Origin of the sequence: Streptomyces vastus (assembly GCF_039532825.1) — a bacterium.
Taxonomy (GTDB): domain Bacteria; phylum Actinomycetota; class Actinomycetes; order Streptomycetales; family Streptomycetaceae; genus Streptomyces; species Streptomyces vastus.
The window spans coordinates 31193-54399 of record NZ_BAAASJ010000033.1; the positions used below are offsets into that span (position 1 = coordinate 31193).

Below are 23207 nucleotides of genomic sequence, written 5' to 3' on the forward strand. Positions count from 1 at the left end.
CCGGCCTCGGCCCTGTGGCTCCTGTCGCCCGTCTCGCCTCGAAGGACGTACGCGTCCGAGCGTCCTCAAGTCACCCTGCGCGTGGTGCCGTTCGACGTGGACGGCTTCCGAATCGGCTACGCGCCGACAATCATTGGCGGCCCGGTTCCGCAGTTGGACACCGTTCTGATGGACACTCCGCACGGGGGCAACTACCTGGACGCAGAGGCGCAGCTCGATCGCTGTCGACGGGGATTCGCGCAGGTGCAGAAGCAGGCGCTGGGAGTCGTAGAGCCGAGGGACTTCATTCACAGCCTGGCTCAGCAGATCTGAAAGGGCGCGAACATGCCCGAGGTTCCCGTGTGGCAGAAGTCGTCGTTCTCCGGCGGCGATGATGACGCCGACTGCGTCGAACTCACCGCCTGCCAGGGCCTCCTGCTCCTCCGCGAAAGCGACGAGCCCGGCACCGTAATAGCAACAAGTGGTACCGGCCTCGCCGCCCTCATACGTCACCTACGGGCTGGCTGAGCGGCTATGCCACCAGCGCGCTATCGGGTCCAGCGCCCGCCCGGTCCGGGACATGGCGCCGACACTCGCCTTGCGGCGTCGCTGTCCCGTACGCGGTTCAGCGGGTCAGTGCGAAGCCGGCGAGTAGGACGGCGACCACGCTGACGGCGAGGAAGACCTGGTGCCGGCGCGGGATCTTGATGTGGTCCGTGGTCTCACCCCTGCGCCACCGCTCGAGCACCTCTTTGAACAGTTTCCGCTGGGGGAGCAGGCCGAGTGTCAGGCCGATGTGGGCAAACGAGTACATGACGAGCGCCGCGTTCAGGTCGATGCCCTTCAAGCGGCAGACGACGACCAGGACCGCGCCGCCGACGACCATGATCACCGGATAGGCGATACGGAACTTCCGCAGGGGGATCCAGCTGCCCAAGAGGAAGCTGGACAGGGCGGTGGACGCCGCGGCCAACAGCCACAGCCACCCGATGGGTACAGACGCGAGCATGGGAGGTGTCCTTCTGTGCCAGGGCGGGGGACCGGCGCCTGGGGCCGGTCCCCCGCTGGTCGGACCAGCAGTCGGCTGTCATCCGGTTGATTATCCGAAAAGGGAAGTCAGCGTACCGGTGATGGGCGAGACGATGTCGCTGCCGAGCTGCGTGGCCCGCTTGGCGATGGGCGACACCACGCCGTCCAGTGTGGCCCCGATCCACTTGGACTGGCCGAACGTGAGCAGCCCCAGGCTGGTTCCGACGAGGGAGCCCGCGAACTCGGCGCTGTCGAAGCCGTGCTCGATGCCCGTGAACAGCGTGCTGAGTGCGGCCGACCCCACGGAGACCCAGCCGAGGATCCCCGCCGCGCCGGCGACGAACGGTGCGAACGGGCCGGTCCACGGCGCGGCGAAGGCAAGTCCCGCGGCGAGGAATCCGGAGCCGATGCTGATCCAGTTGAACGCGTCGGCGTAGAACTGGGCGTCGTTCCACCACTCGTCCTTGTCGCCCTCGCTGCCGCCCGAGTTGGTCTTGTCGTGCGTCGGGCTGTCGGCCGGGTTCCTCGCCTCGTCCTTGGCCTTCTGTGCCGCCTCGGCGGCCTTGCGCGCGGCCTCCGCCGCCTCCGCCCTGCGCTTCTCCGTGACGATACGGCGGGCGTCGGTGGCCGCCGCCGCTGCCGCCTGCGCGGACTGACCCGCGGCGATCGCGGACTGGCGCGCGCTGTTCGCAGAGGCTTGGGCGCTGTAGGAGGAGCGCACGGCGCTGCGGGCCGAGTCGATGGCCCGGTTCGCCGAGTAGTTGGCCGCACGGCCCGCCTTGCGGGCCGTCTCCGCTGCGGACTTCGCCCGGTTCGCGGACGCCTGGGCGGCCTCGGCGGACTTGTCCGCGTCGTCGGCGTTCTGCCTGGCCTGCGCGGCGTACGTGTCGGCCTGCTTCGACGAGGCGAGCGCCTTGTCCGCCCATTCCTTGGCCTGGTCCGCTGCGTTGCGCGCCTCCGCGGCCGCCTTCGACGCGAGTTGCGCGTTCTCCTGCGCCTTGTAGGCGATCTTCGCGGCCGCGGCGATCGCGCCACGGATCGCGGCGATGTGCGTGGCCGAGTCGTGGTCGAGCTGAGCCGCCTTGTACTGCGCGAGGGCGATGAAGTTCCGGCGCATCCACGTCGGGCCCTCCAGGGCGACCTCCGCGTAGGCCTTGGTGTAGATGCCCCCGGAGTTGAGCAGCGCAGCTGTGGCGACCCCGTCGTCGTCCCGTACCGCCTCGGCGTAGGTGCGGTCGAAGAAGTCCCGCAGCGCCTGAGGGGTGTTCGCGTCGAGCGCGGCGTTGGCCGCGGCCGTGACGGCCGGCCCGGGACTGGTGGAGAGGATGCCGGCGATGCTGACGCGGTTGTCCTCGGCCACGGCCTCGATCAGCCCGTCGGTCAGGAAGGCCTTCACGGCGTCGGCGGCTTCGCTCGTCAGCGCCGTGTGGACGGCGTTTCCGACGTTGGCGGAGGCAACCTCCGCGATGTGAAGGGCCGTCTCCCGGTCGTCCTGGTCCTCGGCGAGGGCCCGGTCGGCGTCGATCCAGGCGTGGACGTCCGCATCCGTACCGGCCAGTGCGAACTGTGCGGCCTCCCGCGCCCAGGCGCCCTTCGCGGCCGCCATGCCCATGGCTGCCTTGCGGCCAAGTGTGGCGGCCAGCGCGGGATTACCGTCCGCCAGTGCCTTCTCGGCGCTCGCGATCTGGTCCTTGAGGGCCTGTGCGGTCTGCTGGTCCTGCGTGCGCAGGTTCGCCTGTGCGGCCCGCTCCTCCGCTTCCATCTGGGCGAGCAGCCTGGCCTCCGCCAGGCCGTCCTGCTTGTCCTCCTCCAGTCGCGCCGACTCCGCCGCCCGGGCCGCCTGTTCGACTGCCTGGGCGTCCTCGACGGCCTTGGTGGCGGTGTTGGCGGCATTGATCGCCTCGGCCGCGTGCGCGGTGGACTTGTTGGCGTAGTCGATGGCCTGACCCGCGTACTTGACCGCTTCCTCCGCCGCGTCGGCGGCCTTGTCGGCGTGCGCCGCCGCGGAGTTGGCGGCATCGCGTGCGGTGCGCGCGGCGGACGCGGCCTGGTTGGCCAGGGCCTGCGCGGTGGAGGCGGCGTTGGTGGCGCGGGTCGCGGCGCTGTTCGCGATCGCGGCCTGGCGCTTGGCCTCCGCGGCCTCGGACTGGGCGACGCCCGCCGCGGTGGCCGCCTGCGCCGAGGCGTTGGCGGCGGCGGCCGCGTTGCGGGCGGCGGACGCGGCGGCGGCACCGGCACCGGCCGCCTGCGAGGCCGCGGTTGCCGCGTAGTCGGCGGCCTTGGCCGCCGTACGGGCACGCGCGGCGCCGTTGCGCGCCGCGACGGCGGCGTTCTTCGCCGCGTCGGCCTTGGAGGCGTCCTTGGACGCGGCGATCGCCGCGTTGTACGCGCGAGCCGCGGCGCTGCCCGCGGTGGCGGCGGCCTGTGCGGCGGCGGTCGCGGCGAACGAGGCGCGACGCGAGGCCGCGACCGCGGACTGGGAGGCGCTGATGGCGTTGCGGGCGGCCTTCGCGGCACCCTGAGCGGCGCTCGCGGCCTTGCGGGCCGCCGCACCGGACTTCGCCACGTCGTCCTTGGCCGCCTCGGCCTCCGCCGCGGCCTTCTCGGCCGCCTCCTTGGCCTTCTCCGCGGCGGCCTTGGCCCGTTCGGAGGCCTCGACGGCGAGGTCGGTCTCCGCCTGGGCGCGCTTGCCCTCGCGCTCCACCACGGCGACCAGTTCCTCGATCGTCGCGGCCTCCTGGTCGCGGGCGCGCGCGATGTGCTGCCCAGTGTCCAGGAACCACTCCACATCTTGACGACCGCCGCTGAGCGCGCGGTCCGCGTACTTCTGCACCTCCGGGCCGGCGGACATCAGCATGGTGGCGGTCTCCACCCGCTGGTCCTCCTCGCGGGCGGCGAACCGGCCCTGGGACAGGAAGGCCGCGAGGGCCTGCTCGGTGCCGGCGTCCAGGGCGGCGGACGCCTCGCGCTTGACCCCTTTGCCGCCGGTGGCCGAGACCGTGGACGTGGCCACCTGCAGGTCTTCCAGCAGGGCGGATCTGAAGCCGCCGTCGAGGAAGGAGGCCACCGCGCTGTCCCCGCCGCCCAGGGCCGCGGACGCCTCACGCCGCAGCCCCACACCGGATCTGGCGAGATAGGTGGCGACCGCGACGCGATTGTCCTCCGCCGTCACCTTCGGGAGCGTCGTGGTGAGGAACGTCTGTATGTCCGCGTCCGTGCCGTACAGCGCGTCCGCCGCGGCGGCCTTGGTCGCCTTGCCGCCCGTCAGCCACGCCTTGACCACCTTCGCCCGCTCCGTGCCCGGCAGTTCGAACGGTTTGGGCGGTTCATCCGTCACCGCTGTCGCGGCGCGGGCCAGCGGGGCCAGTGCCCCGGGCGTGGCGGCGGCGGCCGTGACGGCGGCGAGGGTGCCGAGCAGTCGTCGCCGGCTCCAGAACGCTGTCTCCATAGGGATGTTGTCCTCCAGGTAAGTGCCGTGCGGCACTCGACGGAAATCATTCGTGACGCGACATCCTAGCCATTCATATTTCTTAGGGACCGTCAATTGTCGCTGGACAAAGGAAGGTTAACCGGACACCCGGAGAGCCCCTTTCAGTCGCCCTGCCAAGGCAATGCCTGACTTCCACTCAAATCCCTCCGGCTCCCCACCGGGTGGAAATATTCGCGCCATGCGGAAGTGATGAACTAATCACCACGAATTCTTCACAAATGCTGCCACAACCTTCCGGGAAGGTGACGGGATTCACAATTTGTGCTGAACTTGCGTCCAGTTTTGGGTAGTTGGCGAAGTGGACAGGTCGTGGAGAAGACGGATTCCATGGAGAGGCGAGCGGCTCGCGCAGGGACACGTTCAAGCCGCCATCTCCGTTGCGCGTCAGGCGTAGTGGAAACCCTCGCCGGGCGGTTTCGTCGCCGTGGATTTCTTCTGGCCTGACGTGTCATCGGAGCGCCGTCCCCACTTTTATGAGGTATTCCGCCCGGGGGACGGAACCGACGACTCTTGGAGCACGATGAAGGCCCGTACCGAATCTTCGGAATTCACGGACAGCAAGCAGAGGAAGAGATTCCTCGTGCGCACCCTCGCCGCCGCGACGGCGGCCGGTGCCCTGGCGTGGGCGGCCCTGTCGGGCGCGCTCACCGGCGGCGCTCCCTCCCCCCAGGACCGTGCCGCGTCGACGGTCGCCGACGGCGCGCCCGGCTACGCGGTCGAGGACTTCAACTACCCCAACGCGGACAAGATCCTGGCCGAGCAGAACATCGTCCTCAAGCGCGGTGACGGGCACATCACGCTGGCGGACTGCGCCAGCGGCACGGGCTTCATCGAGGTCCTGGCACGGCGGACCTCCGGCAAGGTGTGCTTCAAGGTCGTGGGCAACTCCGGCTGGCTGACCCTGGAGATCCCCTCGGTCTACTCCATGAAGGGCAACGACTACACCACCCAGGTCGACATGACCGTGGGTGCCGAGGAGAAGTCCTTCGACCTGGACAAGAACACCTGGACCGCCGTCGGGGAGAGCGCGGACGAACAGGGCCGCGAGCACATGCTCGTGGAAATCCGCTCCGCCAAGTAGCCGTCACACAGCAGGAACAGAGGACACGACCTTCATGCACTCCACCAGACGCCTTCGCCTCGCCGCGCTCGGCGCGGCCCTGGCGGCCGGTTCGCTCGCGCTGTCCGCGACGCCCGCCACCGCCGTGATCGGCCCCGAGGTCGCCTCCGGTGACACCACGTACGCCTACACCGCGCAGATCGTCATCGGCGACCACGACCGCGGCTGCTCCGGGGTCCTGGTCGACCGAGAGTGGCTGCTCACCGCCGCCAGCTGTTTCGCCGACAACCCGGCCGCCAGTCTTGCGGTGCCCGCCGGCAAGCCGGCGTTGAAGACGACCGCGACCATCGGCCGCTCCGACCTGACCGGCACCAACGGTGCCGTGCGCGAGGTCGTGGAGCTCGTCCCGCGTACAGACCGCGATGTGGTCATGGCACGCCTGAACCGGCCGGTCACCAATGTCGCCCCCGTCGCCCTGGCCGCCACCGCGCCCGCCGCGGGCGAGGAGCTGCGGTTCGCCGGGTACGGGCGTACCAAGACCGAGTGGGCGCCGCTCAAGCTGCACACCGGCGCGTTCTCGGTGGACGCTTCCGCCGCCACCACGGCCACGGTCACCGGCAAGGACGGCGCAGCCGCCTGCATGGGTGACACCGGCGGCCCCGTGGTCCGCGTGGCGGGCGGCACGCACCAGCTGGTCGCCCTGAACAGCCAGTCGTACCAGGGCGGTTGCTTCGGGATCGACGCGACCGTGACCGACACCGGCGCCATCGCCGCCCGCGTCGATGACCTGGCCTCCTGGGTGAACTCCAAGGTCGGCGCGAACCGCATCACTGACTTCAACTGCGACGCCGTCGAGGACATCGCCATAGCCGACCCCAAGGCGACCGTCGGCGCTGCCGCCGACGCGGGCGTCGTCCGCATCGTGTACGGCGGCGGCAAGGGCACCGCCGAGATCAACCAGGACCTCGACTGGGTGCCGGGCGGCTCCGAGGCGAGCGACTGGTTCGGCGAGGCCATCGACACCGTCGACTACAACGAGGACGGGTGCACCGATCTGGTCGTCGGCACCCCCGCAGAGGACGTCGGCAGTGTCACGGACGCCGGTTTCGCCGACATCCTGTACGGCGCGGCGGGAGGCCTCGGCACGGGTGCGAAGAAGGCCACCCACTTCGAGCAGGGCGCCGGCAACGGTTCGCTGGCCGTCTCGTCCCCCGAGGCGGGCGACCGCATGGGCCACGCCGTCGCCGCCGGTACCAGCGCCGCCGGTGAGCCGTTCGTGGTGGTCGGTGTGCCCGGCGAGGGCCTCAGCGGCTTCGCCAAGGCGGGCATGGTCGTGTACCTGCACGGCTCCACCAACATCGTCACCCACCAGGACGCCACCGGCGTACCCGGTGCCGTGGAGGCCAACGACGGCTTCGGCAGCACCGTCGCGGCCGACGCCAACTACATCGCCGTCGGCGCTCCCGGTGAGGCCATCGGAGCCGACGCGGGCGCCGGCAACCTGGCGGTCTTCAGCCACACGCTGAACTCCGAGGGCCGCCCCACCCCGAAGTTCGGCCTCGACCAGGACCTGGACACGGTCTCCGGCGGCGCCGAAGCCGGTGACGAGTTCGGCAAGTCCCTGGCCCTGGCCCCGTACCGCCCGTCGGGCGCGGCGAGTGCCAACGAGTCGATCCTCGCGGTCGGTTCGCCCGGTGAGGACCTGCCCGTCGACGGCGCCAACAAGGCCGACACGGGCAACGTCCTCACCTTCCGCGTCACCGCCTCGGGCACGTACAGCCAGCTCAACGGAATCTCGTCGGGCACCGCCACCGACGACGTGTCCGGCACCTCCGAGGCAGGCGACCGCTTCGGCTCGACCCTGACAGCCGTGAACACCGCGCCGCGCGCGGTGAGCACCACGGCGACGATGAAGCTGGCCGTCGGCGTCCCGAACGAGGCCATCGGCACGACCGCGAACGCGGGTGCGGTCCAGACCTTCTCGCTCCTGGGCGCGCCCGGTGCCAACGACAGGTGGCTGGAGGCGGGTGACGGCGACGGCATCCCCGGCACCCCGGGAACCAACCAGTACCTGGGCCGCAGCATCCACTTCACCGGCACCCACCTGTACGTCGGCATGCCGTACGGCCCGAGCACCGGTGCCGTTCACGCCCTGCCGATGTCCAACGTGACCGCCGGCGGCGCGGTCGCCGCGGTCACCTCCTACCGGCCCGGCCAGGGCGGCCTCCCGTCGGTCGGCGCCCGCTTCGGCTACGCGGCGCGGTAACCCACGTGTCCTGCGGGGCCGACGAGAGCCGGCCCCGCAGGACCGGAGACCGCAGGTGTTCATGAACGGCGCAAACAGGGCCATGCCCTGAGCGGTTCGTGAGAAAGGCGTTTGACCGGGAGAGTTCCCGTCAGGCGCCTTTTCGGTCACTCAAGGTCCAGGTCCTCCTCCGTGATGTGCCGCGAGGCGCTCGTGTTCAGGCCGTCCGGGGAGCCCGGGAAGACCCAGAACCCCGTCGTACGGCGCGTGGCGGAGCCGTCCTCGGATCGTCGGTTGCCGGAGGCGGCGATCACGTCGAGGCGGTCGTCGCCGTTTACGTCGAGCAGGGGTGGCTTGGAGATCAGGCGGTGGCGGATGTACTGCTTGTCGCCCTCTCCGGGGTCACGGTTCTCTCCGTCCACACCTGTGGATTCCAGGTCGACCGCCTGGGGTGTGGTGGCTGTGGTGACGTGGGCGATGTCCGGGATCAGGAAGACGAGTCCGTGGGCGCTGTTGATCGCGGGCGCGCTCAGTACGAGGTCGGGACGGCCGTCGCCCGTGACGTCACCGACCGCTCGGCCCTCGGTGCCTCCGCAGCAACGGGAGTTGAGACCGGGGAGGTCGGTCAAAGTGACTGGCGGCGCGTAACTCGCCTTTCCTGGTGCCGAGTTGACGCTGATCGTGATCTTCTGGTCGTAGGCGGAGAAGCTCGCCTTGTACAGCTCGTCGTCGCCGTCGCCGTCCACATCCCCGGGATGGCCCGCGAACTCCTCGCCCTGCTCGGACTCCTGCGCCCGTACGAGCCCACGCGCCGTACCGCGGAAATGGTGCACCCCTCGGACGCTCAGGTCGCCGTCGCCCTCGCTGTCGGGGTCGGTCCACTCGAACCACACGGTCAGCTCGGCGCGGCCGTCGCCGTCGTAGTCCTCGGAGGTGGACTGGTAGGGCGCGCTCTCGGCGGGGACGGGGCCGGTGAGTTCGGCCTGGCGGGCCGGTTTGCCCGTACGGCGGTCGAAGGGGCCGTGGAAGACGACGCCTGCGGACCCGCCGGGGCGGCCGAGGCGGAAGACGTCGCCGCTGCCGTCCCCGTCGAAGTCGGCGACGCTGCCGAAGTCTCCGCCCGCGGGGCCGAGTTCGCGCAACGCCTCTCCGCCGATGGCGAGTTGACGTATCCCGGTGATCCCGCGCGCCCCGCCCCACAGCGCGTACTGCTTGCCGTCGTTCACCGTGACCAGCAGATCGGTGAACCCGTCGCCGTCCAGGTCGGCGCGGTGCAGCCGGGGCATGTTGTCGGCGTCACGGCCCGGGTGACCGCCGCCCACGGCGAGGGTCGTACGGGTGCGGGGGCCGGGGCCGTCCGCCGAGCCGTACACGACGTAGACGGCGCCGGTGCGGGCGAGGGCCACGTCGTCGTAGCCGTCGCCGTTGAGGTCGCCCTCGCGGGGGCGGTCCTGTGGCTGTCCGGCGGCGGGGCGGTCGGGGCCCTGTGCGGGGGCGCCGAGCGTGAAGCCGGTGGAGGGGGAGGTGGCGTCCGGGGGCGTGGGCGCGGAGGGCGCCCCCGGACCCGTACTCCTGCTTCCGCCGGCCCCGGAGCCCCCGCCGACCGCCTCGCACCCAGCGACGGCGGCGCCCAGCAGGACGGCGCACGCGACCAGAACCGCACCCCTGGCACCGCTTGTCGCTCTCATTCCACGACAACACCCCATGCCCCCGGTTTGAACCAGGGACATGGGGTGCTTCGTTATCCAGCCGTACCCGTTGCCGTCGGGCTGCCGTTACCTGAGCCGCTACTTCACCGGCTGCGGCTCCGGCTCGCTCTCCGACTCGGTCTCGCCCGCCGGCGGCTCGTCGTCGACCGGTGTCCTGACCGAGTCGAGCAGCAACTGGGCCACGTCCACGACCTGGATGGACTCCTTCGCCTTGCCGTCGTTCTTCTTGCCGTTGACCGAGTCGGTCAGCATGACGAGGCAGAACGGGCAGGCCGTCGACACGATGTCGGGGTTCAGCGAAAGGGCCTCATCAACACGCTCGTCGTTGATGCGCTTGCCGATCCGCTCCTCCATCCACATCCGCGCACCACCGGCGCCACAGCAGAAGCCGCGCTCCTTGTGGCGGTGCATCTCCTCGTTCCTGAGGCCCGGGACCTTGCCGATGATCTCGCGCGGGGGCGTGTAGATCTTGTTGTGGCGGCCCAGGTAGCAGGGGTCGTGGTACGTGATCAGGCCCTCGACGGGGGTTACGGGGATGAGCTTGCCCTCGTCGATGAGGTGCTGGAGCAGCTGGGTGTGGTGGATGACCTCGTAGTCGCCGCCGAGCTGCGGGTACTCGTTGCCGAGGGTGTTGAGGCAGTGCGGGCAGGTGGCGACGATCTTCTTCGCGGACTTCGGCTTCTTCGACTCCGCGGTGAAGTTGCCCTCGTCGTCCATCTCCTCGCCGAACGCCATGTTCAGCGCGGAGACGTTCTCCATGCCGAGCTCCTGGAACAGCGGCTCGTTGCCGAGCCTCCGCGCCGAGTCACCCGTGCACTTCTCGTCGCCGCCCATGATCGCGAACTTGACGCCCGCGATGTGGAGGAGTTCCGCGAAGGCCTTCGTCGTCTTCTTGGCGCGGTCTTCCAGCGCGCCCGCGCAGCCGACCCAGTACAGGTACTCGACCTCGGACAGGTCCTCGATGTCCTTGCCGACCACCGGCACCTCGAAGTCGACCTCCTTGGTCCACTCCAGGCGCTGCTTCTTGGCGAGTCCCCAGGGGTTGCCCTTCTTCTCCAGGTTCTTGAGCATCGTGCCCGCCTCGCTCGGGAACGCGGACTCGATCATCACCTGGTAGCGGCGCATGTCGACGATGTGGTCGACGTGCTCGATGTCGACGGGGCACTGCTCGACGCAGGCACCGCAGGTGGTGCAGGACCAGAGCACGTCCGGGTCGATGACGCCGTTCTCTTCGAGGGTGCCGACGAGCGGCCGCTCGGCCTCGGCGAGCGCGGCGGCGGGAACGTCCTTCAACTGCTCCTCGCTCGCCTTCTCCTCGCCCTCCATGGTCTTGCCGCCGCCGGCCAGCAGGTACGGGGCCTTGGCGTGCGCGTGGTCGCGCAGCGACATGATGAGCAGCTTGGGCGAGAGGGGCTTGCCGGTGTTCCAGGCGGGGCACTGCGACTGGCAGCGTCCGCACTCGGTGCAGGTGGAGAAGTCCAGCAGGCCCTTCCAGGAGAACTGCTCGACCTGGGAGACGCCGAAGACGTCGTCCTCGCCGGGGTCGGTGAAGTCGATGGGCTTGCCGCCGGAGGTCATCGGCAGCAGCGCGCCCAGCGAGGTCGAGCCGTCGGCGTTGCGCTTGAACCAGATGTTCGGGAAGCCCAGGAAGCGGTGCCAGGCCACACCCATGTCGGTCTTCAGGGAGACCGTGATCATCCAGATGAAGGAGGCCGCGATCTTCACGCCGGCGAAGAGGTAGGTGAGGTTCTGGAGCGTGGAGAGGTCCAGCCCCTCCAGCGCCGAGACCACGGGGTACGAGATGAAGAACGAGGCCTCGTAGCTTTCGACGTGGTGCTGGGCGCCCTCCAGCGCGTGCAGCATGAAGATGCAGACGCCGACGATGAGGATGATCGTCTCGACGAAGTACGCCTGGCCGGTGTTGGAGCCCGCGAAGCGGGACTTGCGGCCCGCCTTGCCCGGCCTGGACAGCTGCCGGATGGCGATCAGCACCAGGATGCCGACCACCGTCATCGTGCCGATGAACTCGACGAAGACGTTGTACGGCGCCCAGTCACCGATGACCGGCAGCAACCAGTCGGCCTTGAAGAGCTGGCCGATGGCGTTCACGATCGTCAGGAGCAGGGTGTAGAAGCCGATCGCCACGAACCAGTGCGCGATGCCGACGACGCCCCAGCGGTTCATCCTGGTGTGGCCGAGGAACTCCTTGGCCAGGGTGATGGTGCGCAGGACGGGGTCGTTGGTCCGGGCGCCGGCCGGGAGGGGCTGGCCGAGCATCACAAAGCGGAAGATCTGCAGGATGGCACGGCCGAACAGGGCGACGCCGACTGTCATGAGGACCATCGACACGACGATCGCGGCGAGTTGCATTTCGGGGCTCCTCGGGCCTGCGAGGGGTCTTCGAGCTCGGCTCGAAGGTCATTACTAAGCGGTAACTTATGCGGTCCGTCTGAGACTACCCATATCTTCCGCCGCACTGTAGCCAGCCGCGCGGTGATCTGCGTCGCTGAGGCTTGCCTCAGCGCTCCGCGGGTTCGCCCATGGGGGTGGTGTGACCAGGTTCATGGGCGACTGCGGGTCCGTCGTGGCTGGTCGCGCAGTTCCCCGCGCCCCTAACGGGGCGCCCCCGGAGCCGCAGGCCCTTTAGGGGCGCGGGGAAATGCGCGAGCAACCCACCACTACCCGCAGTCGCCAGACGAACCCAACGCCCCCGCCCCGTAGGCGAAAAACCGGCTCCTGAAGGTAAGGTTCATATAAAAGTTGAGCCTGGCAGACTCACCCCTTTTGACCCAGCGTCCAGCGTCGTGCACACTTGAGTCCGTTCCACTCAAGTCAGCTGGAGGAATCACAATGGCACGTGCGGTCGGCATCGACCTGGGCACGACTAACTCGGTCGTCAGCGTTCTGGAGGGCGGTGAGCCCACCGTCATCACCAACGCCGAGGGCGCCAGGACCACGCCGTCCGTCGTCGCCTTCGCCAAGAACGGCGAGGTGCTCGTCGGCGAGGTCGCCAAGCGCCAGGCGGTCACCAACGTAGACCGGACCATCCGCTCCGTGAAGCGGCACATGGGCACGGACTGGAAGATCGAGCTCGACAACAAGCCCTTCAACCCGCAGCAGATCTCCGCCTTCATCCTGCAGAAGCTGAAGCGGGACGCGGAGTCGTACCTGGGCGAGAAGGTCACGGACGCGGTCATCACCGTCCCGGCGTACTTCAACGACTCGGAGCGCCAGGCCACCAAGGAGGCCGGCGAGATCGCGGGCCTGAACGTCCTGCGGATCGTCAACGAGCCGACGGCCGCCGCCCTGGCGTACGGCCTCGACAAGGACGACCAGACGATCCTCGTCTTCGACCTCGGTGGCGGCACCTTCGACGTCTCGCTGCTCGAGATCGGCGACGGCGTCGTCGAGGTGAAGGCCACCAACGGTGACAACCACCTCGGTGGTGACGACTGGGACCAGCGCGTCGTCGACTACCTGGTGAAGCAGTTCGCCAGTGGCCACGGCGTGGACCTGGGCAAGGACAAGATGGCCCTCCAGCGCCTGCGTGAGGCCGCGGAGAAGGCCAAGATCGAGCTGTCGTCCTCCACGGAGACCTCGATCAACCTGCCCTACATCACCGCGTCCGCCGAAGGCCCGCTGCACCTGGACGAGAAGCTCACCCGCGCCCAGTTCCAGCAGCTGACGGCCGACCTCCTGGAGCGCTGCAAGACGCCGTTCCACAACGTCATCAAGGACGCCGGCATTCAGCTGAGCGAGATCGACCACGTCGTTCTCGTCGGTGGCTCCACCCGTATGCCCGCCGTCGCAGAGCTGGTCAAGGACCTGACCGCCGGCAAGGACGCCAACAAGGGCGTCAACCCGGACGAGGTCGTCGCCATCGGCGCGGCGCTGCAGGCCGGTGTCCTCAAGGGTGAGGTCAAGGACGTACTGCTCCTCGACGTGACCCCGCTGTCCCTCGGTATCGAGACCAAGGGCGGCATCATGACGAAGCTCATCGAGCGGAACACGACGATCCCGACCAAGCGGTCCGAGATCTTCACCACCGCCGAGGACAACCAGCCGTCCGTGCAGATCCAGGTCTACCAGGGCGAGCGCGAGATCGCGGCGTACAACAAGAAGCTCGGGATGTTCGAGCTGACCGGTCTGCCGCCGGCGCCCCGCGGTGTTCCGCAGATCGAGGTCGCCTTCGACATCGACGCCAACGGCATCATGCACGTGACCGCGAAGGACCTGGGCACGGGCAAGGAGCAGAAGATGACCGTCACCGGCGGCTCCTCGCTGCCGAAGGACGAGGTCGACCGGATGCGCCAGGAGGCCGAGAAGTACGCGGAGGAGGACCACGCCCGCCGCGAGGCCGCCGAGAGCCGCAACCAGGGCGAGCAGCTCGTCTACCAGACGGAGAAGTTCCTCAAGGACAATGAGGACAAGGTCCCCGGCGAGGTCAAGACCGAGGTCGAGACCGCAGTCGAGGAGCTGAAGACCGCGCTCAAGGGCGAGGACACCGCCGAGATCCGTACGGCCACCGAGAAGGTCGCCGCGGTCTCGCAGAAGGTGGGCCAGGCGATGTACGCCGATGCTCAGGGCGCGCAGGCCGCGGGCGGTCCGGAGGGTCCGGGCGGTCCTCAGGATGCCGCCGACGGTGGCGCGCAGGCCAAGGCCGACGACGACGTCGTCGACGCCGAGATCGTCGACGAGGACCGGAAGGACGGTGCCGCGTGACGGAGGAGACCCCGGGCTTCGACGAGCAGCAGCCGCAGCAGCCTCAACAGCCGCAGCAGGCTCAGCCTCAGCAGCAGCCCGACGTCCCTTCCGGCGCCACCCCTGATGACGCGGAGCCGAAGGCCGCCCCTCAGGAGGGGGCGGCCCCGGCCGGGGACGCGGCAGCAGCCCAGCAGGCAGCACAGCAGACGGCGGCCCTGACGGCGCAGCTGGACCAGGTGCGTACGGCGCTCGGTGAGCGCACGGCGGACCTCCAGCGGCTCCAGGCCGAGTACCAGAACTACCGCCGCCGGGTCGAGCGGGACCGGATCCAGGTCAAGGAGATCGCCATCGCGAACCTCCTGACCGAGCTCCTGCCCGTACTCGACGACATCGGCCGCGCGCGGGATCACGGCGAACTGGTCGGCGGCTTCAAGTCGGTGGCCGAGTCGCTGGAGACCGTCGCGGCGAAGCTGGGCCTCCAGCAGTTCGGCAAGGAGGGCGAGCCCTTCGACCCGACGATCCACGAGGCCCTGATGCACAGTTACGCGCCGGACGTCACGGAGACGACGTGCGTGGCGATTCTGCAGCCGGGGTATCGCTTCGGCGAGCGCACCATCCGCCCCGCGCGGGTGGCGGTGGCCGAACCGCAGCCGGGCGCGCAGACCGTCAAGGCCGACGAGGCGGATTCGTCGCAGTCGCCGGCCGACGACAAGGAGAACGGTGGCCCGGACGAGGGCTGACTTCGGCGACGTACGGGGCGTACGAATGAACGTACGGACCGTACGGCGCGTGAGAAGGAAGGAGGGACGTCGAGGATGAGCACGAAGGACTTCATCGAGAAGGACTATTACAAGGTCCTCGGCGTCCCCAAGGACGCCACCGAGGCCGAGATCAAGAAGGCGTACCGCAAGCTCGCCCGGGAGTACCACCCGGACGCCAACAAGGGGAACGCCAAGGCGGAGGAGCGCTTCAAGGAGATCTCCGAGGCGAACGACATCCTCGGCGACCCCAAGAAGCGCAAGGAGTACGACGAGGCGCGCACCCTCTTCGGCAACGGCGGCTTCAGGCCGGGGCCCGGCGCCGGCGGCAGTGGCACCTTCAACTTCGACCTGGGCGACCTCTTCGGAGGCGCACCCGGCCAGGGCGGGGCGGGCGGTGCCGGCGGCGGCTTCGGCGGTGGGCTCGGTGACGTCTTCGGGGGCCTGTTCAACCGGGGCAGCTCGGGTACTACGCGCGTACAGCCCAGGCGCGGCCAGGACATCGAGTCCGAGGTCACCCTCAGCTTCACCGAGGCGATCGAGGGCGCGACGGTCCCCCTCAGGATGTCCTCGCAGTCGCCCTGCAAGGCTTGCTCGGGCACCGGCGACGCGAACGGCACACCGCGCGTGTGCCCGACGTGCGTCGGCACGGGGCAGGTGGCGCGCGGTTCGGGCGGCGGTTTCTCGCTCACCGACCCGTGCCCCGACTGCAAGGGCCGCGGTCTGATGGCGGAGACCCCCTGCGAGATCTGCAAGGGCAGCGGCCGGGCCAAGTCGTCGCGCACGATGCAGGTCCGGATCCCCGCGGGCGTCAGCGACGGCCAGCGGATCCGGCTGCGCGGCAAGGGCGCTCCGGGTGAACGGGGCGGTCCGGCGGGCGACCTGTACGTCGTCGTGCATGTGGGCGCCCACCCGGTCTTCGGCCGCAAGGGCGACAATCTCACGGTGACGGTCCCGGTGACGTTCGCCGAGGCGGCGCTGGGCGGGGAGGTCCGGGTGCCGACTCTGGGCGGGCCGCCGGTCACCCTGAAACTGCCGCCGGGCACGCCCAACGGGCGGACGATGCGCGCCCGCGGCAAGGGCGCGGTCCGCAAGGACGGCACCCGCGGGGACCTGCTGGTCACCGTCGAGGTCGCGGTTCCCAAGGATGTGTTGGGCAAGGCGCGTGACGCGCTCGAGGCGTACCGCGAGGCGACCGCGGGTGAGGACCCGCGGGCCGAGCTGTTCCAGGCGGCGAAGGGAGCATGAGGACACCATGGATGGCCGTCGACGCAACCCGTACGAGCTGACCGAGGAAACTCCGGTGTACGTCATCTCGGTGGCGGCCCAGCTCTCCGGTCTGCACCCCCAGACCCTGCGCCAGTACGACCGTCTCGGCCTGGTCTCCCCCGACCGCACAGCCGGGCGGGGCCGGCGCTACTCGGCCCGCGACATCGAACTGCTGCGCACGGTCCAGCAGTTGTCGCAGGACGAGGGCATCAACCTGGCCGGTATCAAGCGCATCATCGAACTGGAGAACCAGGTCGCCGCCCTGCAGTCCCGCGTAGCGGAACTGCAAGCGGCCCTGGACGGCGCCGCCGCAGCGATGCAGCAACGCGAGGCCGCGGTCCACGCCTCGTACCGCCGCGACCTGGTCCCGTACCAGGACGTCCAGCAGACGAGCGCGCTGGTGGTCTGGCGCCCGAAGCGCCAGCAGTCGGACTAGGGACGGCACAACAGCGTGAAGGGGCCCGGAGGCTCGCCTGAGCCTCCGGGCCCCTTCACGTGCTGGGACCATCTACGAGATCTACTGGATTCACCGGGGGAATGGAGCTTTCCCATGGCCATGGTGGGGCTGTTCTGGATCGCCGAGGGCGATGTGTATGTGGGGGCGAAGCCGTCCGGGCTTGCCTCCGGGGTGCGGCTGACGCCGGAAGGGGTCGTGGTCCTCGGCGAGCGTCAGTCGGGCCTGTGGCCGTGGGAGGACGTCCGCGCGCTGACCGTCGGGGACGTTCCGGTGAAGTCCCTCAAACACCAGGTGGGCGTGCTGGTGGAGATGGCACTGACGGTGGTCGGCCTGGGAGGCTCGGACCGGCCGCACGCGATGACGGTATCCATCGAAACGGCCGACAAGGACGCCGAGTTGACGGCGTACGCGGCGGCGTCCGGCTACTCCCAGGAGGAGTACGACCTCTCGCTGGCGCTCCTGTCCCATCTGACTGCGGGCGAGGCCACGCTGCGGGCGACATTGGCCGCCATGGCCCAGTGGGGGCGGGCCCGGGAGGACGGGTCGCCTCGGGCGGCGGACCGGGAGGGGTTGCTGCGGGAGTGGATTGAGGTGAGTCGACTTCCGTAAGTGGCCTGAGCGGTCCGACCACGGGAAGAAGTCGGGGAGTTGAACCCGCCGGCTCCTTCCCGCATCGCGGGCCTACCGCCCCGCCGCCTGCCAAAGCGTCACCGCCAGGGCGACGCATGACGTGAGGGCTGCCAGGGACGGCAGGGGCCAGCGGGCGCGTTCCAGGGCCTCGAGGCGGGTTTCGTGTTCGTCGAGGGTCTTGTCGGTCTGGTCGGCGCGCTGGAGGAGGAGGGCCAGGTCGCCACGGGTGGTGGCGAAGCCGACGTCCACCGAGCGGCGCAGGCGTTCCAGCTCCAGTGCGACTTCGTCGGCCTCAGTCGTCGTCATGGTCGGCCTCCGTCCCGGCGTCCTCGCGCAGCAGCCGGTCCGTACGAAACGTTCTGCGCGTGGCATCGGTCATCGTGGCGCTCCTCTCTCCTCTGCTTTCTCCGCTCTTCTTCACCCCGAGTGTGGGAACATATGTTCGATGACGGGGAGCGAGCGAATAGACTTGCATGGTGCGAGCGCGTACGCAAGTGACTACCCTCCGTGGAGGTGGGCGCGATGGTGACGCTCCAGGCCCTACGCCAACTGCCGCTGACGTCACGGCGGTTGCCGAATCTCCACAGTTACGCGCGAGCGCGCACACACCTTGGTGCGAGTGCGATCGGTACGTTGTCCGCGCGACGAGGGGAGAGCGGACATATGCGTTCCAGCTCACGGGCCGATGCCCACACAGATCGCAAATACCGGGCCGAGGGGCTCGACGAGTTCGCCGGCTGGATCGAGGAGCTGCTGCGCGGCCATGGCTACGACATCGACAGCCCGCGTGGGGGCGGTCGTTCGAAGCTCGCCGACGATGCCGGGGTGCATCGGGCCGCCGTGAGCAGGCTGTTGCAGCGTCAGTCCATGCCCGACCTGGAGACGATGCGGCGTATCGCGGCCGTACTCGGCGTGCCGCTGCGCGAGATGCTCATCCGCTCGGGCCGGCTGACGGAGGACGACCTGCCGGTCGTCGCGGGCGCCGGACACCCCGCGGCCGGGGACGGCCATACGGCGCTGAGTCCCGAGGAGGCGGCTCGCAGGATGGGTGTTCCGCCCGAACTGCGGGAGCTGTTCGCCAAGGTGGCGAGGCAGTTCCTGCCGGAGGGCGGTTGACGCGAGGGAGCAGCGCGAGGGAGTCGAGGGAGTGCGGCATGGGGAATCCGGGCGGCGGCGGCCGGGGTGACGAGGCGGAACGCGTCTCCAGGCTGGTGGGTGAACTGCTCATCGGACTCGGCGAGAAGGTCCGGGCGGCCGGACCGGAGGGCGTGCGCGTGCTCACCGAGGAGGAGCTGCAACGGCAGCAGCTGAACTGGTTCCGCGCCGGCTGGCACGAGCACGCCCGCGCGACCGAACCGCCGGGCGCCGACGCCCGCACCGAGTCCAGCCCCAACTCCCGTACCGACGACGGCGTCCGACGCCAGCACCCCGACAGCGAGCACTTCCCGGTCCCGCCGGCCCGCCTCCTCCGCTTCCCGGAACGCCCGCCGGACGAAGGACACGACGGACACGGCTGGGACTGACTCAGGAGGCCCGCGCCCGCGGCGGAGCCGCACGTCGATACAGCATCACCGTTCTCCAGCGGAGCGCTCAGGCGCCGGACCGCTCGTAGTGCAGGAGTACGACGCCGTTGCCGAAGGTGTGGGTCCCGGCGAGGCGCAGGTGGGTGGTGGCGTCCGACTCCGGGAAGAGGGGGCGTCCGCGGCCCAGGATGACCGGGGTGACGTAGAGCCAGTACTCGTCGATCAGGTCGTGGCGGCGGAACTCCGCCGCGAGTTCCGCGCCGCCGACTCCGAGGTCGCCGCCGGGCTGCTCCTTGAGGGCCCTGACCTCCTCGGGTACGACTTCCGGCACGACGGTCGTGTTCCAGTCGGCGGGACCCGGCTCCAGGGTGCGGGAGTACACGATCTTCGGCATGTCCCGATAGATGGCCGCGAACTCGCGCTCGGGCTCCGTGGCCGAGGGGTCCTCGTCGGCGGTCGGCCAGTAGCCGACCATCAGCTCGTGCATGACCCGCCCGTTCAGGAAGCCGCCCATCGGCTTGATGCGCTCGTTGTGGTGGCGGTGCACCTCTTCGTCGACCAGATGCCAGTCGAGCTCGCCGTTCGGGCCCGCGAAGAAGCCGTCGAGGGACACGGACATACCCAACGTGATCTTGCGCATCAGAATCTCCCGGGACTCGCGGTCGGTGAACTGCCGATGGCCAGGCCATCACGCATGCTCCACCTCCGCCCGCCGGTCCTCCAGATCTTCACCTCTGTGTCTTCACAACAGCCACGCAGAGTGCTGTTGTGATCTCGTTAGCCAGAATTCCTTGACGCATTTGACACTCCCGCGTTGCCTTTTGTCACCTGGGTCGCAAAACTGCGGTCTCGTTCGGAAGGCACCAGAAGTGATCAGCCGTATGCGTCGTATCGCCATATCCCTGGCCGTGTCCACCATGACTCTCTCGCTCGCCTCATGTGGTGTGCTCGAGGACAGCGCTGAGGGCGGATCGGCGAAGCCGACCAAGGGCGACGACATCACGGTGGGTCTGCTGCTGCCGGAGAAGGCGAACCAGCGCTACGAGAAGTTCGACCACCCCATCATCAAGAAGAAGGTCGACGAGCTGACCAACGGCAAGGGCACGGTCGTATACGCCAATGCCGAACAGGACGCCGACGAGCAGAAGAAGCAGCTCCAGCGGATGGTCGACGACAAGGTCGACGTGGTGCTCCTGGACGCGGTGGACGCCAAGGACATCGCTGACGGCGTACAGAAGGCGAAGGACGCGGACATCCCCGTCATCGCGTACGACCGGCTGGCCGAGGGCCCCATCGACGCGTACATCTCCTTCGACAACCAGCAGGTCGGGGAGGTACAGGGCCGGGCGCTCGCCGAGGTCCTGGACGGCGGCAGGTCCGAGAAGATCGTCATGATGAACGGTGCGGTCACCGACCCGAACGCGGCCCAGTTCAAGAAGGCCGCCCTCGCCGAACTCAGCAGCAAGGTGACCATCGCCAAGCAGTACGACACCAAGGACTGGAAGCCGTCGAACGCGCGGGCCAACATGATGGCCGCGATCTCCTCCATCGGCGCCGAGAACATCGACGGGGTCTACTCCGCCAACGACGGCATGGCGGGCGGCATCGTCTCCGCGCTCAAGGCGGCCGGCGTGACCGACCTGCCGCCGATCACCGGCCAGGACGCGGAACTCGAGGCGGTGCAGCGCATCGTCTCCGGCGAGCAGTACATGAGCGTGTACAAGCCCTACCCCGAAGAGGCCGAGACCGCCGCAGAGCTGGCCGTGGCCGTGGCCCACGGCTGGGGCATCGAGTTCGACGCCCTCACCCGCGCCAAGGTGGACAGCCCGACGACGGAGAACGTCCCGGCCCACCTCGTCCTCGTCTCCCCCCTGACGAAGGACAACATCCAGGACACGGTCATCGACGACGGCATCTACAAGGTCTCGGACATCTGCACCTCGAAGTACGAGGCGGCTTGCAAGGAGCTCGGCCTGAAGAAGTAGGAGCTCGGCCTGAAGAAGTAGGAGCTCGGCCTGAAGAAGTTGGGCCCCGGCTTTCGAGCAGGAGACGGGGGCGGGAGCCGGATGGTCCCGCCCTCACCGGGACGGCATCGCAACCGTCCCCACGTCACGCGTTCAGCGGATGTGACGTCCGGCCCGAGGCCTCGTCTATTTCGTCGTGGGCCTTGGTCAGGAGTTTCATGGCCAGTTCGTTCAGGGCCCTGGCTCCTGCCACCTCTTCGCCCACCCTCGGCTGGTTGGAGTCGGAGGGGTGGCGTTTGGCGTAGCCGTGGGCTCGTACCTCGCTTCCATCACGGAGCCGTACGAGGGCGGCGGCGCGGGTGCGGTGGTCGTCCTCCTCGAATTCCAGCTCCACGTGCCATCCGACAGCCGTGTGCGTCATCGCGATCACCTCCGGAGACGGCCGGCTACTGGTACCACCATCAGGATCCGCCCGCCTGCCCCTCTTACGCCACCCGCGTGAACTCCACCGTCACCTCCGGTGGCCCTCCGGCCACTCCCCGGTACACCCCCTTGTGCGGGGTGACGTCGTCGTAGTCGCGGCCCCGGCCGACGACCACGTGGGACTCGTCGACGCGGACGCGGTTGGTGGGGTCGTAGCCGGTCCAGTCGCCCGCCCAGTACTCGACCCAGGCGTGGCTCTGGCCTTCGACGGGGCGGTGGAGCTCCGCCTCGCGGTCGGGGTGGAGGTAGCCGGAGACATAGCGGGTGGGCAGACCGAGGGCACGCAGCAGCCCCGCCGTCAGGTGCGCGATGTCCTGGCAGACGCCCGCGCCCTGTTCCCAGGCCTCGGCGGCAGCGGTGTTCACGCCGGTGGAGCCGGGGATGTACCTGACGTGGTCGGCGACCATGGACGACACCGCCACCGCCGTCTCGTGCGGGTCGAGGCCGGCCGCGGCCGTGCGGGCCCGCTCGACGAGTGCGTCGGGCATGGTCGTACGGGATGTCGGCGCCGCGTACTCCAACAGGCGGGAGTTCGCGACCAGTTCGGCCACCTCCGCCCAGGTCGGGGCCGCCTGGAGCCCGCCCGGCGGGGCCGTCTCGACCAGGCTCACCGCCGTGATCATCAGGTCCGCGTGCGGTTCCATCAGGTCGAAGCCGGTGACCTGGGTGCCCCAGTAGTCCCAGTACGACCAGGTCGGGGTGGAGGGGTTCACGAGTACGCGGGCGTCCAGCGTGGTCTGGCCCGGGAGCGTCAGCGGCGTCATGCGGACCTCGTTGTGGGAGGAGACCGCGGCCTGGGCGTACGACACCTTCGTGGTGTGCCGGATGCGGAGTCTGCGCGTCATGGCGTACTCACGCTCCTTCCTGGGCCCACTCGACGGGCCCCTGGTACGGGAAGAACTTCTCCGCGACCGCCTCGGCGGAAGCCATGCAGGACGTCTGCAACTCCCGGAGCAGGGACGGGAGTACGTCTTCGAGAGCTGTTGAGTCCTGGTACTCCAGCCGCGTGCGCATCCGGCCTATCGGGCGGCGCGCCGGATCCTGGCGCGGGCGCCCCAGCGCGGCCAGGCACTCCTCCGCCGTGGTCAGAGCGTGCAGCACCGAACGCGGGAACTCCCGGTCCATGATGAGGAATTCGGCCACGCGGGCCGTGTCCCCGAAGCCGCCGTACACCCGCGCGTACGCCTCGTCCGCCCCGCTCGCGCTCAGCAGCGTCGGCCAGTCCGGCGCGTGCGGAGCGTCCAGGACGCGTACGGACAGCAGCCGTACGGTCATGTCCACCCGTTCCAGGCTCCGGCCGAGGACCACGAAACGCCAGCTGTCGTCGCGGCTCATCGTCGAGTCGGCCAGGCCGAAGAAGAGCGCGGCCCGGCGGCGTACGAGTTCGAGATAGGCGTACGGGCCGGTGCGGCGGGCCGCCATGCGCTGGTCGGCGAGGGCGTGCCAGGTGGAGTTGAGGCACTCCCACATCTCCGAGGAGACCGCCTCGCGGGCGCTGCGGGCATTGAGGCGGGCGGCGCCCAGCGCTCCCTCGATGGAGCAGGTCGAGCGGGCGTCGAATGCCAGCTGGTCCAGTACCTGCTGCATGTCCACGCGCGTGTCGCCCGCGTCGACGCCGAGGATCGCGTACAGCGAGCGGCAGGCCACGTCCTCGTCCCGCCAGGGGTCCTCCAGCAGCCGGTGCAGATACGCGTCGAGGATGCGGGCTGTGGCGTCCGCCCGCTCGACGTACCGGCCCGTCCAGGTCAGCGCTTCGGCGATGCGGGAGAGGATCACGTCGTTCACCGTGAACCTCCATGGCGAACGACCGCCCACGAGACGCCTGGCACGATCTCCGGCGTGCTGAGCGAGAGCCAAGCCAGCACAGCAACTCCTTTACTTGCAGTACCAAACCGGGCTGGTTCCAA

At 69.5% G+C, this 23207-nt stretch carries 22 protein-coding genes; 12 read left to right on the forward strand and 10 right to left on the reverse strand.

All coding sequences use genetic code 11. The features are described from left to right. Window positions 1-21 precede the first annotated feature (21 nt). Together ABD357_RS16665 and ABD357_RS16670 are read left to right on the forward strand one after the other, a co-directional pair. Window positions 22-312 carry a Scr1 family TA system antitoxin-like transcriptional regulator gene (locus ABD357_RS16665; protein ID WP_344391168.1) on the forward strand — a complete coding sequence of 97 codons (291 nt, stop codon included), beginning with the start codon at window positions 22-24 and terminating at the stop codon, window positions 310-312. A gap of 12 nt (window positions 313-324) precedes the next feature. Continuing rightward, window positions 325-507 carry a DUF397 domain-containing protein gene (locus ABD357_RS16670; RefSeq protein WP_344390912.1) on the forward strand — a complete coding sequence of 61 codons (183 nt, stop codon included), beginning with the start codon at window positions 325-327 and terminating at the stop codon, window positions 505-507. A 97-nt stretch (window positions 508-604) separates the two neighbouring features. On the opposite strand, the gene ABD357_RS16675 is transcribed toward ABD357_RS16670, so the two are convergent. Together ABD357_RS16675 and ABD357_RS16680 are read right to left on the reverse strand one after the other, a co-directional pair. Further along, entirely contained in the window at window positions 605-988 is a 384-nt protein-coding gene (locus ABD357_RS16675; protein WP_344390914.1) for a hypothetical protein, read from the reverse strand. 90 nt (window positions 989-1078) lie between these two features. Next, window positions 1079-4456 (reverse strand): ALF repeat-containing protein, encoded by a 3378-nt coding sequence (locus ABD357_RS16680; protein WP_344390915.1) that lies wholly within the window; start codon window positions 4454-4456, stop codon window positions 1079-1081. A gap of 622 nt (window positions 4457-5078) precedes the next feature. Between ABD357_RS16680 and ABD357_RS16685 the strand changes: the two genes are divergently transcribed. Together ABD357_RS16685 and ABD357_RS16690 are read left to right on the forward strand one after the other, a co-directional pair. After that, window positions 5079-5579, forward strand: coding sequence for a hypothetical protein (locus tag ABD357_RS16685; RefSeq protein WP_344390916.1), 501 nt, complete (start codon window positions 5079-5081; stop codon window positions 5577-5579). A gap of 34 nt (window positions 5580-5613) precedes the next feature. Then, complete coding sequence (locus ABD357_RS16690) at window positions 5614-7824, forward strand: trypsin-like serine protease (RefSeq protein ID WP_344390917.1); 2211 nt, start codon at window positions 5614-5616, stop codon at window positions 7822-7824. Between the two features lie 146 nt (window positions 7825-7970). Here the strand turns inward: ABD357_RS16690 and ABD357_RS16695 are convergent, their stop codons facing one another. Both ABD357_RS16695 and ABD357_RS16700 read right to left on the reverse strand, forming a co-directional pair. Continuing rightward, window positions 7971-9491, reverse strand: a complete 1521-nt coding sequence (locus tag ABD357_RS16695; protein WP_344390918.1) for an FG-GAP repeat domain-containing protein — start codon at window positions 9489-9491, stop codon at window positions 7971-7973. Window positions 9492-9590: 99 nt separating this feature from the next. Next, complete coding sequence (locus ABD357_RS16700) at window positions 9591-11882, reverse strand: (Fe-S)-binding protein (protein ID WP_344390920.1); 2292 nt, start codon at window positions 11880-11882, stop codon at window positions 9591-9593. 480 nt (window positions 11883-12362) lie between these two features. Between ABD357_RS16700 and dnaK the strand changes: the two genes are divergently transcribed. From dnaK to ABD357_RS16725, 5 genes are all read left to right on the forward strand, one after another. Then, the gene (gene dnaK, locus ABD357_RS16705) at window positions 12363-14234 is read left to right on the forward strand and encodes a molecular chaperone DnaK (RefSeq protein ID WP_344390921.1); all 1872 of its coding nucleotides are present in this window, start codon (window positions 12363-12365) and stop codon (window positions 14232-14234) included. Continuing rightward, the gene (gene grpE / locus ABD357_RS16710; RefSeq protein ID WP_344390922.1) at window positions 14231-14956 is read left to right on the forward strand and encodes a nucleotide exchange factor GrpE; all 726 of its coding nucleotides are present in this window, start codon (window positions 14231-14233) and stop codon (window positions 14954-14956) included. The genes dnaK and grpE overlap by 4 nt, the downstream gene beginning before the upstream one ends. Window positions 14957-15031: 75 nt before the next feature. After that, a complete protein-coding gene (gene dnaJ / locus ABD357_RS16715; RefSeq protein WP_344390924.1) occupies window positions 15032-16222 on the forward strand; it encodes a molecular chaperone DnaJ in 1191 nt (396 codons plus the stop codon). A gap of 7 nt (window positions 16223-16229) precedes the next feature. Continuing rightward, window positions 16230-16679 carry a heat shock protein transcriptional repressor HspR gene (locus ABD357_RS16720; protein ID WP_165341470.1) on the forward strand — a complete coding sequence of 150 codons (450 nt, stop codon included), beginning with the start codon at window positions 16230-16232 and terminating at the stop codon, window positions 16677-16679. Window positions 16680-16793: 114 nt separating this feature from the next. After that, a complete protein-coding gene (locus ABD357_RS16725) occupies window positions 16794-17309 on the forward strand; it encodes a hypothetical protein (RefSeq protein WP_344390926.1) in 516 nt (171 codons plus the stop codon). A 72-nt stretch (window positions 17310-17381) separates the two neighbouring features. Here ABD357_RS16725 and ABD357_RS16730 read toward each other — a convergent pair whose 3' ends face one another. Together ABD357_RS16730 and ABD357_RS16735 are read right to left on the reverse strand one after the other, a co-directional pair. Then, entirely contained in the window at window positions 17382-17636 is a 255-nt protein-coding gene (locus ABD357_RS16730) for a hypothetical protein (RefSeq protein ID WP_344390927.1), read from the reverse strand. After that, window positions 17623-17751, reverse strand: a complete 129-nt coding sequence (locus ABD357_RS16735) for a hypothetical protein (protein ID WP_344390928.1) — start codon at window positions 17749-17751, stop codon at window positions 17623-17625. The genes ABD357_RS16730 and ABD357_RS16735 overlap by 14 nt, the downstream gene beginning before the upstream one ends. Before the next feature lie 242 nt (window positions 17752-17993). On the opposite strand from ABD357_RS16735, the gene ABD357_RS16740 reads away from it, so the two are divergent. Next, window positions 17994-18446 carry a helix-turn-helix domain-containing protein gene (locus tag ABD357_RS16740; RefSeq protein WP_344390930.1) on the forward strand — a complete coding sequence of 151 codons (453 nt, stop codon included), beginning with the start codon at window positions 17994-17996 and terminating at the stop codon, window positions 18444-18446. A gap of 38 nt (window positions 18447-18484) precedes the next feature. Further along, entirely contained in the window at window positions 18485-18853 is a 369-nt protein-coding gene (locus ABD357_RS16745; RefSeq protein WP_344390932.1) for a hypothetical protein, read from the forward strand. 67 nt (window positions 18854-18920) lie between these two features. Here ABD357_RS16745 and ABD357_RS16750 read toward each other — a convergent pair whose 3' ends face one another. Then, window positions 18921-19493 (reverse strand): dihydrofolate reductase family protein, encoded by a 573-nt coding sequence (locus ABD357_RS16750; protein WP_344390933.1) that lies wholly within the window; start codon window positions 19491-19493, stop codon window positions 18921-18923. A gap of 241 nt (window positions 19494-19734) precedes the next feature. Between ABD357_RS16750 and ABD357_RS16755 the strand changes: the two genes are divergently transcribed. Beyond that, window positions 19735-20838: a sugar ABC transporter substrate-binding protein gene (locus ABD357_RS16755; RefSeq protein WP_344390935.1), complete on the forward strand. Its 1104-nt coding sequence runs from the start codon at window positions 19735-19737 to the stop codon at window positions 20836-20838. Window positions 20839-20962: 124 nt separating this feature from the next. On the opposite strand, the gene ABD357_RS16760 is transcribed toward ABD357_RS16755, so the two are convergent. The 3 genes from ABD357_RS16760 to ABD357_RS16770 all read right to left on the reverse strand — a co-directional run bounded on the left by ABD357_RS16760 (window position 20963) and on the right by ABD357_RS16770 (window position 23085). Next, window positions 20963-21238 (reverse strand): DUF1876 domain-containing protein, encoded by a 276-nt coding sequence (locus tag ABD357_RS16760; RefSeq protein WP_344390937.1) that lies wholly within the window; start codon window positions 21236-21238, stop codon window positions 20963-20965. Between the two features lie 64 nt (window positions 21239-21302). Continuing rightward, complete coding sequence (locus tag ABD357_RS16765) at window positions 21303-22145, reverse strand: transglutaminase family protein (RefSeq protein ID WP_344390939.1); 843 nt, start codon at window positions 22143-22145, stop codon at window positions 21303-21305. 7 nt (window positions 22146-22152) lie between these two features. Next, window positions 22153-23085 carry an alpha-E domain-containing protein gene (locus tag ABD357_RS16770; protein WP_344390941.1) on the reverse strand — a complete coding sequence of 311 codons (933 nt, stop codon included), beginning with the start codon at window positions 23083-23085 and terminating at the stop codon, window positions 22153-22155. Window positions 23086-23207: the final 122 nt, after the last annotated feature.

Coding starts and splice junctions, on each gene's coding strand:
- dnaK (WP_344390921.1), top strand. CDS start 12,363: ATGGCACGTGCGGTCGGCATCGACCTGGGCACGACTAACTCGGTCGTC.
- ABD357_RS16695 (WP_344390918.1), bottom strand. CDS start 9,491: ATGAGAGCGACAAGCGGTGCCAGGGGTGCGGTTCTGGTCGCGTGCGCC.
- ABD357_RS16750 (WP_344390933.1), bottom strand. CDS start 19,493: ATGCGCAAGATCACGTTGGGTATGTCCGTGTCCCTCGACGGCTTCTTC.
- ABD357_RS16740 (WP_344390930.1), top strand. CDS start 17,994: ATGCGTTCCAGCTCACGGGCCGATGCCCACACAGATCGCAAATACCGG.
- ABD357_RS16730 (WP_344390927.1), bottom strand. CDS start 17,636: ATGACGACGACTGAGGCCGACGAAGTCGCACTGGAGCTGGAACGCCTG.
- ABD357_RS16765 (WP_344390939.1), bottom strand. CDS start 22,145: ATGACGCGCAGACTCCGCATCCGGCACACCACGAAGGTGTCGTACGCC.
- dnaJ (WP_344390924.1), top strand. CDS start 15,032: ATGAGCACGAAGGACTTCATCGAGAAGGACTATTACAAGGTCCTCGGC.
- ABD357_RS16670 (WP_344390912.1), top strand. CDS start 325: ATGCCCGAGGTTCCCGTGTGGCAGAAGTCGTCGTTCTCCGGCGGCGAT.
- ABD357_RS16700 (WP_344390920.1), bottom strand. CDS start 11,882: ATGCAACTCGCCGCGATCGTCGTGTCGATGGTCCTCATGACAGTCGGC.
- ABD357_RS16680 (WP_344390915.1), bottom strand. CDS start 4,456: ATGGAGACAGCGTTCTGGAGCCGGCGACGACTGCTCGGCACCCTCGCC.
- ABD357_RS16725 (WP_344390926.1), top strand. CDS start 16,794: ATGGCCATGGTGGGGCTGTTCTGGATCGCCGAGGGCGATGTGTATGTG.
- ABD357_RS16675 (WP_344390914.1), bottom strand. CDS start 988: ATGCTCGCGTCTGTACCCATCGGGTGGCTGTGGCTGTTGGCCGCGGCG.
- ABD357_RS16760 (WP_344390937.1), bottom strand. CDS start 21,238: ATGACGCACACGGCTGTCGGATGGCACGTGGAGCTGGAATTCGAGGAG.
- ABD357_RS16690 (WP_344390917.1), top strand. CDS start 5,614: ATGCACTCCACCAGACGCCTTCGCCTCGCCGCGCTCGGCGCGGCCCTG.
- ABD357_RS16745 (WP_344390932.1), top strand. CDS start 18,485: ATGGGGAATCCGGGCGGCGGCGGCCGGGGTGACGAGGCGGAACGCGTC.
- ABD357_RS16755 (WP_344390935.1), top strand. CDS start 19,735: ATGCGTCGTATCGCCATATCCCTGGCCGTGTCCACCATGACTCTCTCG.
- ABD357_RS16720 (WP_165341470.1), top strand. CDS start 16,230: ATGGATGGCCGTCGACGCAACCCGTACGAGCTGACCGAGGAAACTCCG.